General features: G+C 60.6%; 12 protein-coding genes and 1 pseudogene. 6 read left to right on the top strand and 7 right to left on the bottom strand.

Annotated features, from left to right (window positions below; genetic code table 11):
- The first annotated feature begins 32 nt into the window (after positions 1-32).
- The 3 genes from AC3D25_RS18455 (at position 33) to AC3D25_RS18445 (ending at position 3180) form a co-directional block, all read left to right on the top strand.
- Positions 33-1238, top strand: a complete 1206-nt coding sequence (locus AC3D25_RS18455) for an MFS transporter (protein WP_488889910.1) — start codon at positions 33-35, stop codon at positions 1236-1238.
- A 162-nt stretch (positions 1239-1400) separates the two neighbouring features.
- Positions 1401-2069 (top strand): peroxiredoxin-like family protein, encoded by a 669-nt coding sequence (locus AC3D25_RS18450; protein WP_488889909.1) that lies wholly within the window; start codon positions 1401-1403, stop codon positions 2067-2069.
- Between the two features lie 175 nt (positions 2070-2244).
- The gene (locus AC3D25_RS18445; RefSeq protein ID WP_488889908.1) at positions 2245-3180 is read left to right on the top strand and encodes a LysR family transcriptional regulator; all 936 of its coding nucleotides are present in this window, start codon (positions 2245-2247) and stop codon (positions 3178-3180) included.
- Positions 3181-3209: 29 nt separating this feature from the next.
- Here the strand turns inward: AC3D25_RS18445 and AC3D25_RS18440 are convergent, their stop codons facing one another.
- The 5 genes from AC3D25_RS18440 to AC3D25_RS18420 all read right to left on the bottom strand — a co-directional run bounded on the left by AC3D25_RS18440 (position 3210) and on the right by AC3D25_RS18420 (position 11635).
- Positions 3210-4712, bottom strand: a complete 1503-nt coding sequence (locus tag AC3D25_RS18440) for an efflux transporter outer membrane subunit (RefSeq protein ID WP_488889907.1) — start codon at positions 4710-4712, stop codon at positions 3210-3212.
- Positions 4713-4720: 8 nt separating this feature from the next.
- The gene (locus tag AC3D25_RS18435; RefSeq protein ID WP_488889906.1) at positions 4721-7915 is read right to left on the bottom strand and encodes an efflux RND transporter permease subunit; all 3195 of its coding nucleotides are present in this window, start codon (positions 7913-7915) and stop codon (positions 4721-4723) included.
- Positions 7916-7939: 24 nt separating this feature from the next.
- Positions 7940-9133 carry an efflux RND transporter periplasmic adaptor subunit gene (locus AC3D25_RS18430; RefSeq protein WP_488889905.1) on the bottom strand — a complete coding sequence of 398 codons (1194 nt, stop codon included), beginning with the start codon at positions 9131-9133 and terminating at the stop codon, positions 7940-7942.
- Positions 9134-9541: 408 nt separating this feature from the next.
- Positions 9542-10657 (bottom strand): alkene reductase, encoded by a 1116-nt coding sequence (locus AC3D25_RS18425; RefSeq protein ID WP_488889904.1) that lies wholly within the window; start codon positions 10655-10657, stop codon positions 9542-9544.
- Positions 10658-10993: 336 nt separating this feature from the next.
- Complete coding sequence (locus AC3D25_RS18420; RefSeq protein WP_488889903.1) at positions 10994-11635, bottom strand: DUF3331 domain-containing protein; 642 nt, start codon at positions 11633-11635, stop codon at positions 10994-10996.
- Positions 11636-12108: 473 nt separating this feature from the next.
- Here AC3D25_RS18420 and AC3D25_RS18415 point away from each other — a divergent pair, with 473 nt between their 5' ends.
- Positions 12109-12966 carry an alpha/beta fold hydrolase gene (locus AC3D25_RS18415; protein ID WP_488889902.1) on the top strand — a complete coding sequence of 286 codons (858 nt, stop codon included), beginning with the start codon at positions 12109-12111 and terminating at the stop codon, positions 12964-12966.
- Positions 12967-13036: 70 nt separating this feature from the next.
- Entirely contained in the window at positions 13037-14029 is a 993-nt protein-coding gene (locus AC3D25_RS18410) for a LysR family transcriptional regulator (RefSeq protein ID WP_488889901.1), read from the top strand.
- 226 nt (positions 14030-14255) lie between these two features.
- On the opposite strand, the gene AC3D25_RS18405 is transcribed toward AC3D25_RS18410, so the two are convergent.
- A complete protein-coding gene (locus AC3D25_RS18405) occupies positions 14256-15362 on the bottom strand; it encodes an alkene reductase (RefSeq protein WP_488889900.1) in 1107 nt (368 codons plus the stop codon).
- An 89-nt stretch (positions 15363-15451) separates the two neighbouring features.
- Complete coding sequence (locus tag AC3D25_RS18400) at positions 15452-16195, bottom strand: SDR family NAD(P)-dependent oxidoreductase (protein ID WP_488889899.1); 744 nt, start codon at positions 16193-16195, stop codon at positions 15452-15454.
- 710 nt (positions 16196-16905) lie between these two features.
- On the opposite strand from AC3D25_RS18400, the pseudogene AC3D25_RS18395 reads away from it, so the two are divergent.
- Positions 16906-17555: pseudogene (locus AC3D25_RS18395) on the top strand (ISNCY family transposase); the annotation flags it as partial.
- Positions 17556-17729: the final 174 nt, after the last annotated feature.

Below are 17729 nucleotides of genomic sequence, written 5' to 3'. Positions count from 1 at the left end.
CCCGCTCATCCGCATTTCCTTGGAGTCGCATCATGCCACTTGCTCTTCTCGCATTGACCATCGGCGCATTCGCCATTGGAACGACCGAGTTCGTGATCGTCGGGCTGCTTCCGACGATCGCCGGCGATCTCGGCGTCACGTTGCCCTCTGCTGGCCTGCTCGTGAGCTTCTATGCGCTGGGCGTGGCTATCGGCGCTCCGGTTCTGACAGCGGCGACAGGCCGCATGAAGCGCAAGACACTGTTGGTGTCGCTGATGGCACTTTTCACGGCGGCGAACCTGCTGGCATGGTGGGCGCCGGGATACGGAACGCTGGTGCTTGCCCGCATCCTGAGCGGATTCGCGCATGGCGTGTTCTTCTCGGTGGGTTCGATCATCGCGACGAGCGTCGTTCCCAAGGAGAAGTCGGGTCGGGCGATTGCGACCATGTTCAGCGGACTCACGGTGGCGTTCGTCACCGGTGTCCCATTGGGGACCTTTGTCGGGCAGCATTTCGGTTGGCGGGTGACCTTTCTCGTCGTCTCGCTCTTTGGACTCGTGGCGATGGCGAGCGCGCTTCTCTTCGTGCCTCGCAATATCGAGCACGTCGCGCCTGCATCGATCAAAAAACAGGCGGAGTTATTCCTGCAACCGCGACTCTTGCTCGTCTTCGCCATGACGATCGTAGGCTACGGCGGATCGCTGATCGCATTCACTTATCTTGCCCCGATCCTCGAGCAGACCGCGGGCTTCAGCCCGTCGGCGGTCGGCATCGTGCTTCTGCTTTACGGCGCGTCGGTCGCGGCGGGCAACATGTTCGGAGGAAAGCTCGCCGATACCCACGGACCCGTGACGGCGCTCAAGCTGATCTTTGCCGTGCTGGCTGTCGTGCTGCTGTTGCTGGGGTTTGTCGCGACGAACAAGGTGCTCGTGATTGCCGTTGTTCTCGCATGGGGCGGCGTCGCGTTCGGCAATGTGCCTGCACTGCAGGTGTATGTCGTGAAGCAGGCTGAGCGCTTCGCTCCGCACTCAGTGAACGTCGCTTCGGGGATGAACATCGCGGCGTTCAATCTCGGCGTCGCCGGGGGAGCGTGGACCGGTGGAATCGTGGTCAGCCATCTCGGGCTGACGCACACGCCGTGGGTCGGCGCGAGCGTGGTGCTCCTTGCGCTCGCGTTGACGTGGATCAGCGGAAATATCGACCGCCGCGATCAGCTCCTTCTTGCTGCTGCCGCTCCCGCCCGCGCTCGCAACGCGTGAGCCGGAGCACCGCGCGAATGCACTGATCCAGTTTTGGAATGATCCCTATCCCTGAAGGTATCTATCTGAGCGTTGCTTAAAACCCTACATTTGAATCCATTGCGCAACGCGCGGCAGTTTCATCGATGGCGGCGCTGGCAACGTAACATTTCGGGAGTTGAGATGAGCCCAATATCTTCCGGGTCGAAGTTCGACGTCGATCGCGCAGCAAATACGGCGATGACGGCGGCCGCAAGCGCGGTTTCGAACGCCCTTCGCGCCGGCAAACGTGTTCCTGTGTTCGAACTGCCCGATACCCACGGTAACGCGGTCTCGCTCGATCAGGCACTCGGCAGAGGGCCCGTGGTACTCAATTTTTTGCGGGGCGCATGGTGCGCGTTCGGCGAGGAAAGTCTGGCGCAACTGGCCGCGACCTATGAGAGCATCGTGGCCGTTGGCGCGTCCGCGTTCGCGATTGCACCGCCTGGCCGAATTCCGCAACCGGGCGGTTCGGTGCCGATTCCCGAACTGGTCGACCGCGACATGTTGGTCGCGCGCACGTTCGGCCTCGTGTTCGAGTTGCCCGTCGAACTCAGGCCGCGGTATCTGGAACTGGGCTACGTACCGCCGAAGACGCGGAGGCCGGACAGTTTTCTTGTCCCGATTCCGGCCACCTATCTCGTCGATCAGGAAGGCGTGATCGTGCTCGCCCACATCGATGCCGACTACCGGCATCATCTCGATAGCGAAGCCCTGCTGGGCGGGTTGAAAGCATTGCAGGCGCGCACCGCCGCGCGCGAGCGGTCAGCAAGGAGTTCTTCAGGCAAATGGCGGCTTGGCCGCGATCTTTGACGCCATGCGAAAGAACATGGACGAAATTGACGTTACAGGTACGCCGCACATGCAGACATGTGCGGCATAAGGTAACCTCCAGAGATCTCCACTCAGGCACCGTGTTCTCTCGGACAAGTGCTGCAGGGTGATGAAACAGTCAAGCGTTTAAACGCCATTTCACGGGAGAAGCTCGATGGACCGCCTCGCCGCGATTGAAATCTACATCCGCGTCGTCGATACGGGCTCATTCTCGGCGGCGGCACGGCATTTCGATATCGGGCAACCCGCCGTCTCTAAAGCGGTCGCCCAGTTGGAGGAATGGCTGGGCGTCAAGCTCTTGCTGCGCTCTACGCGCTCGTTGACCGCGACAGAAGCTGGGCAAAGTTTTTACGTGCGGGCGAAACGCGCTGTCGAAGAGGCGGACGAAGCGGTCATTGCGGCACGCGGAACCGCCGCTGGTCTGGCGGGCAAACTTCGCGTTTCGGCGGCTGTGTGTTTCGCGCGCCTGCACATCGTGCCGCGCCTGCCGGAATTCCTCGACAAACATCCGGAGCTCGATCTCGAACTCGTTCTCGACGATCGCAATATCGATCTCGTGGGCGAGGGGATCGACCTGGCACTGCGCATGGGTGATCTCGCGGACTCGAATATGACGGCGCGACGTATCGGTGAGGCGCGGCGCCGGGTGCTCGCTACGCCGGACTATTTCGCACGTCACGGCACGCCCACGACGCCCTCGGAGCTGCTTGCGCATCGCGCCGTCATCTATACGCGCGATCTGGGCGGCGGCGATCACTGGACTTTCGGCAAGGACACGATCGAGCAGTCGGTGAAGCTCGAAGGCCGGGTTTCGATCTCAGCGACGGAAGGTCTCCGGGCTGCTGTGTTCTCGCACATGGGGCTTGCCGTGGCGTCGGAATGGGCGTTCTCGCCGGAACTGCGCTCGGGCGAAGTGGTGTCCGTGATGGACGACTGGATGCTGCCGACGATTGCGTTGTCCGCGCTGTATCCGACCGGTCGCATGGCAAGCAGCAAGGCGAGGCACTTTGCCGCTTTCGTCGAAGAATGTCTGGCGCCGGAGTTCGCGCCCGAGTTGCTCGGAAGCGATTCTCGTCAACGCGCAGCGTGAGCGCACGCTGGCTCTTCAGGTTTGTCAGATCACTCCGGCGTCTGGCTTAACGCGGCGGGATCGCCCCAGCCGCCACCCAACGCGCGAATCAACTGCACGGTCGCCACGATCTGGACACCGTAGAGTTGCGTTTGAGATAGCTGCGAGCGCAGGACTGTCCTCTGCGAATCGATCACGTCCAGATAATTGATCGCACCGTCCGAGTATTGCACCCTTGAGAGTTGCGCGGCGCGAGTCGAGGCGCGAACGGCGTCCGCCTGAGTGCCGGTTTGTCCCTTGAGAATGCGCAGGTCGGCGAGGCTGTCCTCGACCTCACGAAACGCTGTCAATACTTTCTGCCGGTACGTGGACACACTTTCATCGTAAGCCGCGCGTGCGTTGTTCAGATTTCCTTCGCGCCGTCCTCCATCGAATAGCGGGATCGTAAGCGCGGTTCCGGCGAGCGGCCCAAGGAGAAACGCGCGGGTCGACCAGTTGAAGAGATCGCCGATCGTCGCGGATTCGAATCCGGCCGTGCCTGTCAGCAGGAGAGAAGGGAAGTAGGCGGATTTGGCGACACCGATGCGCGCGTTGGCCGCCTGCATTGCATACTCCGCTGCGGCAACGTCCGGCCTGCGTTCGAGCAACGAGGAGGGCAGCCCGGGCGGTATATCGACCGTTAGCGGTATGAGCGGGTTAGCCTGCATCGAAAACCCGGCGGGCGTTTTCCCCAGCAACACGGCGAGCGCGTGCTCAGACGAAGCCCGCAGGCGTTCGACTGTCATTTCGTCCGAGCGGGCAGTGGCAAGTTCGGATTTTGCCCGTGCTACGTCCAGTTCACTGATGTCGCCTTCCTCGTAACGGTGCTGAACGAGATCGAGCGTCTGTTCCCGTAAACGAACCGTGTCCTGGTACACCGACATCTCCGCGTCCAGTTCCCGGAGTTTGAAGTAGTTTTCGGCAACGTCGGCTTGTAAAGCGAGACGCATCGACGAAAAGAGCGCTTCGCTTTGCGCCGTATTGGCGTTGGAAGCCTGCACTGAGTCGGAAACCCGACCAAACAAATCGACTTCATACGATGCGGTAGCCTGAGCGCGCCAGAGCGTCTGTCGCGGAACGTCCCGATCGTCGGGTAGAAATTGGGAGGCGGGTGATTGCCGTTGCAAGGTCGGTCCGAATCCCGCGCCGAGGGTCGGAAATCGTTGAGAGCGGGTTGTCAGATTGAGCGCGCGCGCTTCCTGGACCCGAGCCGCCGCCGACTTGAGATCCTGATTGGCATCGGCGGCTTGCTGTTCGAGATCGTCGAGCGTCGAGTCGGAGAATACTTTCCACCAGGCGCCACGCGGCGCCTGTTCGGCGGGCTGCGCGATTTTCCACGAACCAGTCTTGTCCGGTGTGTTCTCTTCCTTAAACGCAACCGGCACGTCCAGTGTGGGGCGCACATAAGCAGGAGCAAGCGAGCAGCCGGCAACGGCGACGACTGCGGTCAAAAGCAACACCGAGGCGAGCGATCGCCGGATGACGTTCGTCCTGTACGGGAAGCGTGTGGGCATGGCAAATCTCACAGATCGGCAGCACGGTCGACGCCGCGCATCTGGGGCACGTGTCCGTGCTTGTCGACGAGATGATGACCGCCGGCCAGCATGCGCAGCAGCACGTAGAACACGGGCGTCAGCAGCAATCCGAAAAGCGTCACACCGAGCATGCCGAAAAATACCGCCACGCCCATTGCATGCCGCATCTCTGCGCCGGCTCCGAAGGACGTGATGAGAGGCACCACGCCCATGATGAAAGCGATAGAGGTCATCAGGATCGGCCGCAGCCGCAGGCGGCTAGCTTCGATTGCCGCGCAGACGACCGTAAATCCCTGCAGTTCGAGTTCGCGGGCGAACTCCACAATCAAAATTGCGTTTTTGGCGGACAGCCCGACCAGCACCATTAATCCGATCTGGGTAAAGATATTGTTGTCGCCGTCCGTGAGCCAGACGCCCACCAGCGCGCAGAGAATGCTCATCGGCACGATCATGATGACCGCGAGCGGGAGAGCCAAACTTTCATACAGAGCGGACAGCACGAGAAACACGAGCAGGACGCTAACCGGAAAGACCAGCACAGCGGAGTTGCCTGCGAGGATCTGCTGATAGGTCATGTCGGTCCATTCGAACTTGATACCGCGCGGAAGGACCTGCGTTGCGATGCGTTCGGCGGCGGCTTGCGCCTCGTCGGTCGAATAACCCGGTGCAGGGCCGCCGTTGATGTCCGCCGACGTGTAACCGTTGTAGCGGACCACCATGTCCGGCCCATAAGTGGGCGTCACAGTGACAAGCGATGAAAGCGGAACCATTTCGCCGGCAGCGTTCCGGGTCTTCAGCAAACCAATATCCGCGGCATGCGCGCGGAAAGGGGCATCGGCCTGAACCCGCACCTGATAGACACGCCCGAAGCGGTTGAAATCGTTGACGTACAGCGAGCCAAGATAGATCTGCATGGTCTGGAATACGTCGGTGACCGCGACGCCCAGTTGCTTGGCCTTGACCCGATCGAGTGCGACGTTCAGTTGCGGCACGTTGATCTGATAGCTGGAAAAGGTCGGGCCCAGTTCGGGCGTCTTCGATGCCGCCTTGATGAAGGCCTGTGTCGCTGCATCCAGTGCTGCATAGCCCAGCGCGCCGCGGTCTTCCAGCTGCATCTTGAAGCCGCCCAGCGTCCCAAGACCCAGCACGGGCGGAGGAGGAAACACGCCGATGTAGGCCCCTTTTATCGCGCTATATTTCTTAACCAGCTGGCCTGCGATCTCATGCGCGGACAGGCTCTTGCTGCCGCGTTCTTCGAAAGGCTTTAGTGTCAGGAACATGATGCCGGCACTGGACGAGTTCGTGAAACCGTTCACCGAGAGACCGGGGTGTTGAACCGCAGCCTCGACACCCGGCGTCGCGAGCGCAATATCCGCCATCTGGCGGATGACCTGCTCAGTCCGGTCGAGCGATGCGCCATTGGGCAGTTGCGCGAACGTAATCAGATATTCCTTGTCCTGTGCCGGTACGAATCCCCCTGGGACGGCACGTATCATCAAGACCGCGCAGCACAGCAGCACGACGTAAAGTCCCATCACGAGCGACTTGCGTTTGAGGACTTTCTTGACGCCCGTGCTGTATCCCACCGATCCGCGATGAAACACCGAATTGAAGCGTTTGAAGAAGCCGCCAAAGGCGCGATCCATGGCACGCGTGAGCCAGTCTTTCGGGTCGTCGTGCGCTTTCAACAAGAGCGCGGCCAGCGCGGGAGACAAGGTCAGCGAGTTGAACGCGGAAATGATGGTTGAGATCGCGATCGTGACGGCGAACTGCTTGTAGAACTGACCGGTCAGGCCGCTCATGAAGGCGAGCGGGACGAACACAGCAGCCAGCGTCAACGCGATTGCGACGATCGGGCCACTGACCTCGCGCATCGCCTCATAGGTGGCCTCTTTGGACGACAGCCCGCTCGCGATATTCCGCTCGACGTTTTCCACGACCACGATCGCGTCGTCAACCACGATACCGATTGCGAGCACCATGCCGAAGAGGGACAGTGCGTTGATCGAAAAGCCGAATGCGAGAAGAAACGTGAACGTGCCCACGATCGAGACAGGAACGGCCACGAGCGGAATGATCGACGCACGCCATGTCTGGAGAAATATGATGACGACCACGACGACCAGCGCAATGGCCTCAAGAAGCGTATGAATGACGGCGTGAATGCTTGCGCGTACGAACTGCGTCGGATCGTAGATGATGTGATCTTCGAGACCCGGAGGGAAGTCGGGACGCAACTCGTCCATCGTCTTGCGCACGGCTTCCGAAATCTGCAGGGAATTGGCGCCCGGCTGCTGGAAGATCCACATTGCCACGGCTTGCTTGTTATCCAGCAGCGATCGCTCGGCATACTCCGCTGCGTCCAGTTCGACGCGAGCGACATCGCGCAGGTGTGTGACGCCGCCATCCGGCGAGGCCTTAAGAACGATGTCCTGGAATTCCTCCACCGTTTGCAGCCGGCCCTGAGCATTCACGCTTAACTGCAACGGAACGTCGGGTAGAGAAGGCGAGGACCCGACCAGCCCGGCCGATACCTGTACGTTCTGTTCGCGGATGGCATTGATGACGTCGGTTGCCGTCATGTTTCGCTGGGCCACTTTTTGCGGATCGAGCCAGATCCGCATCGAGTAATCGCCGGAGCCCTTCAGAACCACTTCACCGACGCCAGGAACGCGCTCGAGCCGATCCTTGACGTTGATGACCGAGTAGTTGCGCAGATACTTCATGTCGTACCGGGCGTTAGGCGATACGAGATGGACGACCATCGTGAGCGTCGGCGACGACTTGATCGTCGTAACGCCAAGCCTTTGCACTTCTTCCGGCAATCGGGGTAACGCCTGCGACACGCGGTTTTCCACGAGCTGCTGCGCGAGGTTGACATCCGTACCGAGCTTGAACGTGATCGTGAGTGTCAGGTTGCCGTCGCTGTTTGCTTGCGACTGCATGTACAGCATGTTCTCGACACCGTTGATCTGTTCCTCGAGTGGCGAGGCAACGGTGGCCGCGATGACTTTCGGATTCGCGCCGGGATACTGAGCGCGCACTACAACCGACGGCGGCACGACTTCGGGGTATTCGGATACGGGTAGCTTGAATATCGAAATCAACCCACCGAGAAGGATGAGCATGGACAATACGCCCGCGAATATCGGGCGATCGATAAAAAACTTGGACAGGTTCATGGAGTACGCCCGGGACGGAGCAACTTAGGACGCGGTTCGCGCAGGAGATGCAGTTGGTGTTGCTTGCGACATGGGCACCACCTTCAGGCTGACGACGTCCTCGGGATGGACGCGTTGCAGGCCATTCACCACGATCCGGTCGCCCGGGCCGAGCCCTGTGCGTATCACGCGCAGACCATCGTGTTGCTCGCCGAGCACGACTTCGCGGTAATGGACGCGGCTGTTCGCATCGACTATCAGGACGAACTTCTTGTCCTGATCCGTGCCGATTGCCGCATCGTCGATCAGAATCGCCGGATGCGGCGCACCGCCTCCGACCTGAACCCGCGCATAGAGCCCCGGAACGAGGGCGCCGTCGTCGTTTTCGAAACGCGCGCGGACCCGAATTGTCCCGGTCGTCGTGTCCAGCCGGTTGTCGATGGAGTAGATGACACCTTTGCGCGGAAATCCGTCATCGTTTGCAAGCCCGAGCAACACCGGCACGTTCCCTTTCGAGTCATGGGCGAGATAGCGGAGATAGGTTTGTTCGTCGGCATCGAACTCGGCATAGATCGGCGACACGGAAACGAGTGTCGTGAGCAGAGGCGCGTTTGCCCCGGTCGATACGACGTTGCCGATAGTCAGTTCAGCACGGGACACGCGGCCGCTTACCGGCGCGACGATATGAGCATAGGAAAGATTGATGCGGGCCGTCTCGAGCGCCGCCTGTGCAGCCTTTACGCCCGCGAGGGATTCGCGCGATGCATTCTGCGCAAGGTCGTAGTCGCGCCTCGCGATGGCATTGTCGGACAGCAGACGTGTAGCACGGGCGGCGTCTGTCGCGGTGTAGCCCTCGTGAGCTTGCGCGACGGCGAGTTGTGCGGTGGCCTGATCGACTGCCGCCGCGTAGGGACGGGGGTCGATCGTAAAAAGAGGATCGCCTTTCTTGACCAGGTCACCGTCATGAAAGGTGACTGCAACAATGGTCCCCGAGACGAGCGGGCGAATATCGACCTTGCTGATCGCGGCGAGCCGTCCTGAATAGTCCTGGTAGTCGGTGATCGTCCGCGCGATCACCGTCGCGATATCGACTTCCACGGAAGGGGCTTTTTCCACCGCGGCTTCGGCGGGCGAGAGCGGTGTGGCGTATCTCAGACGAGCCGTGCCCATCCAGCCGAGACCACACGCCAGAAGCAGGAGGATGACGCCGCTTGTCATGCGCGTGGTACGAGTGTTCATCCCAGGCCTCGGTCGGTTCTGTTGTTCGGTCGATGTTTGATCGGTACCGCCGGATCGCGTGGCGAATTCGCTATTCCCTTCGCGGACGCAGAAGAAGTGCTGCGTTTGCGAAGCGGCCAGACCGGCGATCGTCTTCGGGGCAGATGTGGAGAGGTCAGACTATCGAACGACGGCTCATACTTCCTTGAGCGGGACTGATGCGATCTGAGAAAAGCTGAGAGCGGTGGCAGTGCGACCGGCGCCACGCAGTTTGGTTCTTCGCGTCCGCCTGCGGCCGCAAGGAGCGAAGACTTTTTGGCGGCGTACTTGATGCGTTGTAACGTCGTGGCGTGCGCGAGAAAAGCATCGACGCCTGCGGCAATCCGGAAGGGATTGACGCAGGCGTCAAGAGGAGCGGCAACCCTCGACTCATTCAGTAGCCGCCGTCTCCGCAACCTCCGACCATGCCGGGAAATCGGAGTAGTTCTTTTCGTCGCCGCCCCAAAACGCGGCGCGCACGTAAGGCGTGAGCGGCAGGGCGTGCTTCAGGCGGTACGGAAGGTCCGGGTTCGACGAAAAGTGCCGGCCGAACGCTACGAGATCCGCGTTGCCCGACGCGACGATCGCTTCTGCGCTGGCGCCATCGAAACCGCCGGCGGCAATGATGGGACCGCTGAAGTGAGGCCGAAGGTACGCGACGGCAACGGGCGGATGTCCCTCATGCAAGGTGTCATCGCCCTTGATCCGCGGTTCGATCACGTGCAGGTATGCGATCTTGTATTCGTCCAGCACTTTGGCGACGTAGCTAAAGGTGGCTTCGGGGTTGCTATCCGAAATACCGCCCCATTCGCCCGAGGGAGAAATCCGCACGCCGACACGGTCCGCACCCCAGACCGAGATCAGCGCTTCGACCGCCTCGCGCAGAAACCGGACGCGATTTTCGATCGATCCACCATAAGCATCTGTACGCTTGTTCGTGCCGTCCTGAATAAACTGATCCACGAGGTAACCATTCGCACCGTGCAACTCGACGCCGTCAAATCCGGCATCCAGTGCACGTTGTGCGGCGAGCCGGAACTCCTCGACAATGCCCGGAATTTCTTCGATATCCACGGCCCGATGCGGCGACGCCGGCACGAACCCGTCTTTCGTGAGCGCGACGCCTTCGAACGGCACCACCGACGGAGCGATCGGATCGACGCCGCCCGTCATTTCGACGTGGCTTTGACGTCCGCCATGAATCAACTGCATGAAGATGCGGCCACCTTTTGCATGTGCGGCGTCGGCGATCGCTTTCCACCCTTCCACCTGGTCATCGTGATAGAAGCTGGCGGCACCGAGATAGGAGCGTGCCGGGATCGAAATGCTGACGCCTTCGACAATCTCCAGACCGCCTTCTGAGGCGCGTTGGCCGTAGAAATCGGCCATCATCGGACTCGGAATGTCGCCCGGCTGGATGGTCCGCAGGCGCGTCATCGGTGCCAGGACCACGCGGTGAGACAGAGTGTATGCACCGACTTTTTTGGGCGTGAACAAGTGAGCCATGATCTATCCTTTCAAGTGAAGTGAGAGTCGAGACGTTCAGCAGATGCCGATTCGTTAAAACGCAATTTATCGATTTCGCGTCGCTGCGAGAAGCCATGAAACCGGGATATAAATCATTCCAAACGGGGATCAATAAAGGCGTTCGGTGAATTGTTAATGCGAGTCGAAACGAATCGCTCTGCTGTGGCCCGCAGCAATTGCGCTCATAGGAAGACAAGCAGTTTGTGCGGAGTCGAAGATCACGAGATCGCGTGACTTAGCCTTCGCTTGTCAGGAAGATCGCCGGACGGTCAGCGCAGAAGCGGCGAGTTCAGGTTAATGGCCGACGCCCGGGCCTCAGCCTAAGTCGGCCGGACACGAAGCGACGCTTTCGATCTCCAGGCCTTCGAGCGTGGACGACAAGATCATCTGTGTTGAATTCAGGGGACGATTCGCCGGGCGACTTGCCGGGCTATAGACGGTGTCGCCGCGATTGACCGCCATGCCGGTCAGGGCGCAGCGTCCTGACGATCTGGCGATCTTTCTTATCCACCGTTGTTCGCCGTAACATGCCTGCGTCGAGTCGTGCCACGTCAGCGAAACTGTCGTGGCTCCAAATCGCTCGACAAAACTGACCCGTACGTTTTGCTGAGGCAATGGCAAGTCATGATCGCGGTCGGCCGGGGCCGCCGATCCCAATCCGGACGCCGCACGGCACGGCCGCTGCGTAAGCGCACTGGCGCGCCTCGCGGCCGATGCGGACCCTTTGGTTGCCAACAGCCCGGAAACGATCCTCGTCCACGGGTCTTCAAGATTAGGGATAGCGCCCGGGTTCCGCGCGCGAGCAACCGTCGACGGCGATTTTGTCGCCAAATCACCGAGGGATTCCTTGTCCTCACCCGGATACCGAAAGCGGCCGATCCTCTTCGGTCCGAAGCTGCGCGCGCGCGGCATTGGGAGAGGGTGGTTGCTCTGAAGTTGAGTCTCAACCAGGTCCATTTTTCAGATCCTTTTTCGAGGTCGGCCAAAAGCACAGGCTGCTACTTCGCAACCTGGAATCGCGCCGGTAGATGGAATGGGACCGCTTGTCGGGCCGCGGAGATTGACCGTACCGATTAAATTAGCGATCGCCACAAAGCCGGTCCTTGGTCGAATCTGATGCCACCTGAGAAAAGCTGAGAAACCGTCTAGAGGCCTGGAACCGGCGCATCGCGCTTCCTAGAATGTCACCAGCGACGATTCATCTATCCAGCTCCGTCGGTGAGTCGCTGGACCCCAGCGCGGTGGAGAGGCATCGGATTGATTCGGATCTGGAATGAACCATATGCGGTTCCACGCCTTCGATTCGCGCGCCGGAATGCGTACATTGAATTGCCCGACAACGGTTTCTGAATTACCAGGCGGCAAAGACGGCCACGGTATGGAACCGGCGTCGTCGATCCTTAGTGCATCCCTAATATGGAACGAACACTGTGACCACTCATACCCACCACACCGCTCCCACTCAGTACGTTGAGACCAACGGCATCCGATTTGCCTACCGGCGGTTTGGAAAATCCGGCAGCGGCCTTCCTCTCGTTTTCAACCAGCATTACACCGGGACAATGGATTACTGGGACCCCGCCGTAATCGACGGTCTCGCGGCATCTCGGGAAGTGATCCTGTTCAACAATGCGGGTGTCTCGAGCAGTTCCGGCGAAGTGCCCACCACGATTCAGGAAATGGGCGCTAACGCCATCGCATTTATCCAGGCGCTCGATCTGACCAAAGTGGACGTATTGGGCTTCTCGATCGGCGGGATGGTCGCGCAGGAGATTGCGCTGCAAGCTCCCGGGCTCGTGCGCCGCCTGATATTGGTTGGTACGGGCCCTCGCGGCGGAGAAGGCATTGCGCCGATGACCGAGGCGGCAGCGGCAATTTTCAGTGCAAGCTATGAGCCGGCTGAACATCTCTGGCTTGCGGTCCACTTCACCCCGTCCGCGGCCAGTCAGGCGGCGGGACTCGAATTTCTGAAGCGCAAGCATTTGCGTCAGGACGGACGGGACCCCGAAGTCAACGACAAGGTCGGCCCGGCTCAGATCGAAGCGCTTGGAAAGTACGGAGTGCAGTTCGACGGCGTTCTTGATTACCTTAAGGACATCCGTCAACCGACTCTGATCGTGCAAGGGCATAACGATGTCATCGCGCCGACGATCAATTCCTACACGATGCAGCAGTACATTCCCGATGCGCAGCTCATCCTGTATCCGGACTCGAATCATGGATCGTTTTATCAATACCCGGAACTGTTCGTGCAGCATGCACTGCTGTTTTTGAACACCCGGCCCTAACGCGCTGTTGGCACTCCGATCGCCCTCCGCGACGAGGGCGTATTGGTCGCGCCGCAGGAAACGCTCGTTCATGAATTCGACCACGTGCTCGCCGATGTTCGAGGCGACGCTAAGAGCGGATCGGTTAGCGAGTCCTCCACGGACTTGCCCTTGGGCCCACTTCGTGAAGGACATTTTTTCCCTCCGCCTGTACACCCGGGTCGCGCGGCTCGGAAGTTTTTCCGCAGCGGCGCGGGAATTCGGGCTGTCGCAGTCGCAGGCGTCACGGGTGATCGCGGATCTGGAGAGCGAGCTTGGTGCGCGCCTGCTGAACCGTACGACCCGCGCCGTCGTGCCGACTGACGCAGGGGCGCAATTCCTGTCGCGTATCGATCCGATTCTCGTCGCTCTGGACGAAGCGGAGCAGAGCGTCCGCGAGGGGAGCGACTTGCGCGGCATGTTGCGGATGAGCATGCCAAGCAGTGTCGCGACACGCAAGGTCATTCCGGCACTCGCAGCTTTTATGGCAACGCATCCGGAGCTGCGCGTCGAGGTGATGCTGGGCGATCAGCCGCAAGATCTGGTTCGCGACGCGGTGGATGTCGCCATCCGGCTCGGCCGGATGGTTGATTCCACCGCGACGGCCCGGCTTATCGCGACTGTTCCTCGCGTTATCGTTGCAGCGCCCGCGTACCTCGATTTATATGGCGTGCCCGATCGTCCTGAGAATTTGAAGCAGCATCGCATCGTCGCAGGCCCCGCCTCGGTCGTTCCAACCGCGTGGCGCTTCACGGGCGGCCAGCATGAAGTTGCCGTCGAACTTGGAGCCCATTTCACGACCACCGAAAACGAAGGCGCTGTGGCCGCCGCGACGGCCGGTCTTGGGATTACGTCGACGAGCGAGTGGGCGTGCCGACGCGAACTGATGGACGGCGCGCTCGTGCGCTTATTGGCCCACTGGAAGCTCGCGGACATCCCTGTCCACGCCTATTTTCCGATGGGAAGGGCGACGCGTGCCGCTGCCCGCGCAGTCGTCGAGCATCTGGTCGCCGGGTTTCGGCGCGACGAAGGCATTAGCTGTTAGCGCTAGCGCTGCCGCACCTTCCTCGCCCGAAGCGTCGAGACGACTATATGTTGGACCGGTCGAGGACATGACGTCGCGGTTCGGCCTTGCCTCGGTGGTACACAGTGGGCACATCAGCGTGGCGAGGCGGCTTGGATGAGTCCGCGCTGGTTAGCACATCAGAGGTTTCTGCCAGGCGTCGGGAGGCCTCGAAGCAGCACCGCCGGAGGCCGGCAAGGGATGTCGATCAGACGGCGGTGGCCGCGTTCTCCGCGAAGGGATAGTCGGTATAGCCGCGTTGATCGCCGCCGTAGAACGTGTCGCGGTTGTACTCATTGAGCGGCAGGTTATGGCGCACGCGATGCGGCAGGTCGGGATTGGCAATAAAGTGACGACCGAAGGCAACCAGATCGGCGTCGCTATCTTGAATGGCGGCTGTCGCCGAGACGGCATCGAAACCTCCCGCAGCGATGATGGGGCCGCTAAAGACCTTGCGCATCATTCGCGATGCAACGGGTGCCGCACCTTCGTCGACCGTCTGGCTGCCGACGACCCGCGGTTCGATGACGTGCAGATAAGCCAGGCCAAGCGCGTTCAACTGTGCGGCGGCGTAACTGAAGGTGGCGACCGGATCGCTATCGGACATGCCGCCAAACGAGCCCGACGGTGACAGACGAACGCCCACGCGATTCGCGCCAAATACCGAAGCTGCGGCCTCAGTCACTTCGAGCAGGAAGCGTACGCGATTGGCGATCGAGCCGCCGTAGAGATCGGTGCGGTGGTTGGAACCGTCCTGAATGAACTGATCGACCAGGTATCCGTTCGCACCGTGGATTTCTACGCCGTCAAATCCCGCCGCTAGCGCACGTTCTGCACCGTGGCGGAACTCGTCGATTGCAACCCTGATTTCATCGAGGCTCATTTCGCGCGGGGACGAGGCGGGCAGCCAGCCTTGCCGCGTGTGTGCCATCCCCTCGAACGCTACTGCCGATGGGGCGAGCGGGGCATCCCCGCCGGGTTGAAGGTCGCGATGAGACTGACGTCCCGAGTGAAAAAGCTGAAGGAAGATCCGGCCATTTTTTGCGTGCACCGCGTCGGTGACGCGTTTCCAGCCGGCAATTTGCTCGTCGGCATAGATGCCCGGGGCGCCTTGATATCCGTTGCCGCGAATCGACACCGGCGTCGCCTCGGCAATCACCAGGCCGCTGTCGGTTGCGCGTTGGCTGTAGTACTCGACCATCAGGTCGCCGGGGATGTCGTTCAGGCCGGCGCGCATACGGGTGAGCGGTGCGAGCACGAGGCGATGGGACGGTTCGTAGGGTCCGATCCGGGTTTGAGTGAATAGCGTCGTCATGATTGAAACTCCGACCAATAGAACGGATAGCTAAATAGAAGGGGTTATAGCGAAACCTTCGAATGATGTGAGGCCTCTGAATACTTATTTTACGAGGCGGTTCTTCCGCCATTGATCCGGAGTATTTCGCCCGTCATGAAGCGCGCCGACGCGACGAAGACGATAGCTTCAGCGATTTCATCCGGCGTGCCCGCGCGTTTGAGGGGAACAGTGGATAGCATCCCAGCCTTGCGTTCCGCTGTCGCCGTGAGCCGGTTCAGCATCTCGGTCTCGACGGGACCCGGGGCGACCGCATTAACGCGAACTCCGAAAGGTGCAGCTTCAAGCGCCGCCGACTTGGTCAGTCCTTCTACCGCGTGTTTGCTGGCGACGTATAGCGACGCGCTCGCCGCACCACGCAAACCCATAGTCGAGGAGATATTGACGATGCTGCCGCTGCCTTGCCCCGACATGACCCGCAGTTCGTGTTTCATCGCGAGGAGCGTACCGAGCACATTGGTATCGAATACGGCGGAATAGCGCTCAGGGGTTTGTTCCATCACAGGACCCGATTCGCCTTCCGTCCCGGCAGCGTTCACCGCGATGTCGAGCCGACCGAAGCGCGCGACGATGCTGTCAATCAGGTTGCGCAAGTCGTCTTCGAAACGCACGTCCGACAGCACAAACTCGGCTTGCGCGCCGGTCGCGCGTAGTTCGTCGGCCAATTGGCGGCCTTGTTCAGCGCGGCGCCCCGACACGACGACCGTGGCCTTGTCGCGAGCGAATGCGAACGCCGTGGCGCGGCCGATGCCGGTTAGCGCACCAGTGATAAGTACAACAGTCTCGGTGGTCATGTTATGTCCTCACTCAATTCACGCGATCATGCCGATGATCGCGTGCGATTCGAATTAACTTCTCGGCGTTCAGCCAAACCCTTCGATTGCCTTTGTGAGCCCTTAATCCGCGACGGTCCGCTGTACTCACAAGCCCCAATCTAGTGGTTTATTCGGAAAAGGAAAAAGACTTTCGGGATCGGTTCCCATGCTCAGGAGGCATGGCTTTGAAATGAGCTCTTGCTGTCCGAGCGGGGTGCCTCTGTCTTCTGCACAGTCAGGCTGTTGTCGTGTGAGCAAGCAACCGTGGCCGACGGAGCGGTTCAAAGTATCAAACTCTGGCGTGCAAATCTTTGTGCTGAGCTGTTAAAACCTGCAAAGACCTGCGACAACGACGGCACGGGTACCCCGCACGGTTGAGGCGCCTGGGTCCGCTAGAGAAAGTACACGCGTGGAGCCGTATGCGAGGAGCGCTTGCGAGCTCGGCGCGGTGATCGCACGCGATGAACGGGCAGCTGGGACAAGGATGCGAGAGTCGTTCACACGGTCTTGGCAAGGATGACTGGATCAGCGTGCCAGCTTTCGATTGTCATTTGGTTTACATAACACAAATTATCAACGTTTTTGTTGTAGCAGCTAAGTTGTAATGTCCGCTTTGAGCCAGATTCAAATGTCCGCTTTCGGGCGGCTTAAGCTTACCCGGCGTCGATCCTTCGGCGCCGGAGGCTGCAATGGCTGCGACGGATGGCATTACCATGACGATGCGCGAGTTGGACCGGTTCAAGGTGATTCAGTCCGTCGTCGACGGTCTGTTGAAGCCGTGGCGTGCCGCTGAGCGGCTGTCGTTGACGACGCGCCAGGTTCGACGCCTCGCGGCACGCCTGCGTGAGCAAGGACCGCGTGGGTTGATTTCGGGTCGGTGCGCCAAGCCGAGTAATCACCGGATTGATGATGGATTGGCGGTGCGAGCCGTGGCAATCATCAAGGAGCGGTATGCGGATTTTGGCCCGACGCTCGCCTGCGAGAAACTACGCGAATGCCACGGCCTGAGGCTGGCCAAGGAGACGGTCAGGCGCTTGATGATCGACGCAGGTTTGTGGACGCCGCGCCGACAACCTCCACCCAAGATCCACCAGCCGAGGAACCGGCGCGCGTGGCGGGCGAACTGGTGCAAATCGATGGCAGCGACCATCGCTGGTTCGAGGATCGTGCGCCGGCCTGCACGCTGCTGGTGTTCATCGATGACGCCACGGGCCGGCTGATGACACTGCACTTCACGCAGACTGAGTCGACTTTCAGCTACTTCGAGGCGACGCGTCGCTATCTCGAACAGCACGGCAAGCCGGTGGCGCTCTACAGCGATAAGGCCAGCGTGTTTCGCTGCAACAGCCATTCCGCGACGCCTGGCTCGGTTGCGGCAACGATAGACGTCGTTTCAGCGTGAACTGTCCCGTCCGCGTTCGAACAAATGAGGCCGCCTCGCCGCGCATCGTCTGTTTCTTGTTCACAGTCGGGTTGGCGAGCAACGCCGAGGCGTCGTTTCGTCCGATGAAGT

This window comes from Caballeronia sp. SL1002, assembly GCF_057814995.1.
The sequence above is the reverse complement of the archived record's forward strand: the minus strand, read 5'-3'. Positions and strand labels throughout refer to the sequence as shown.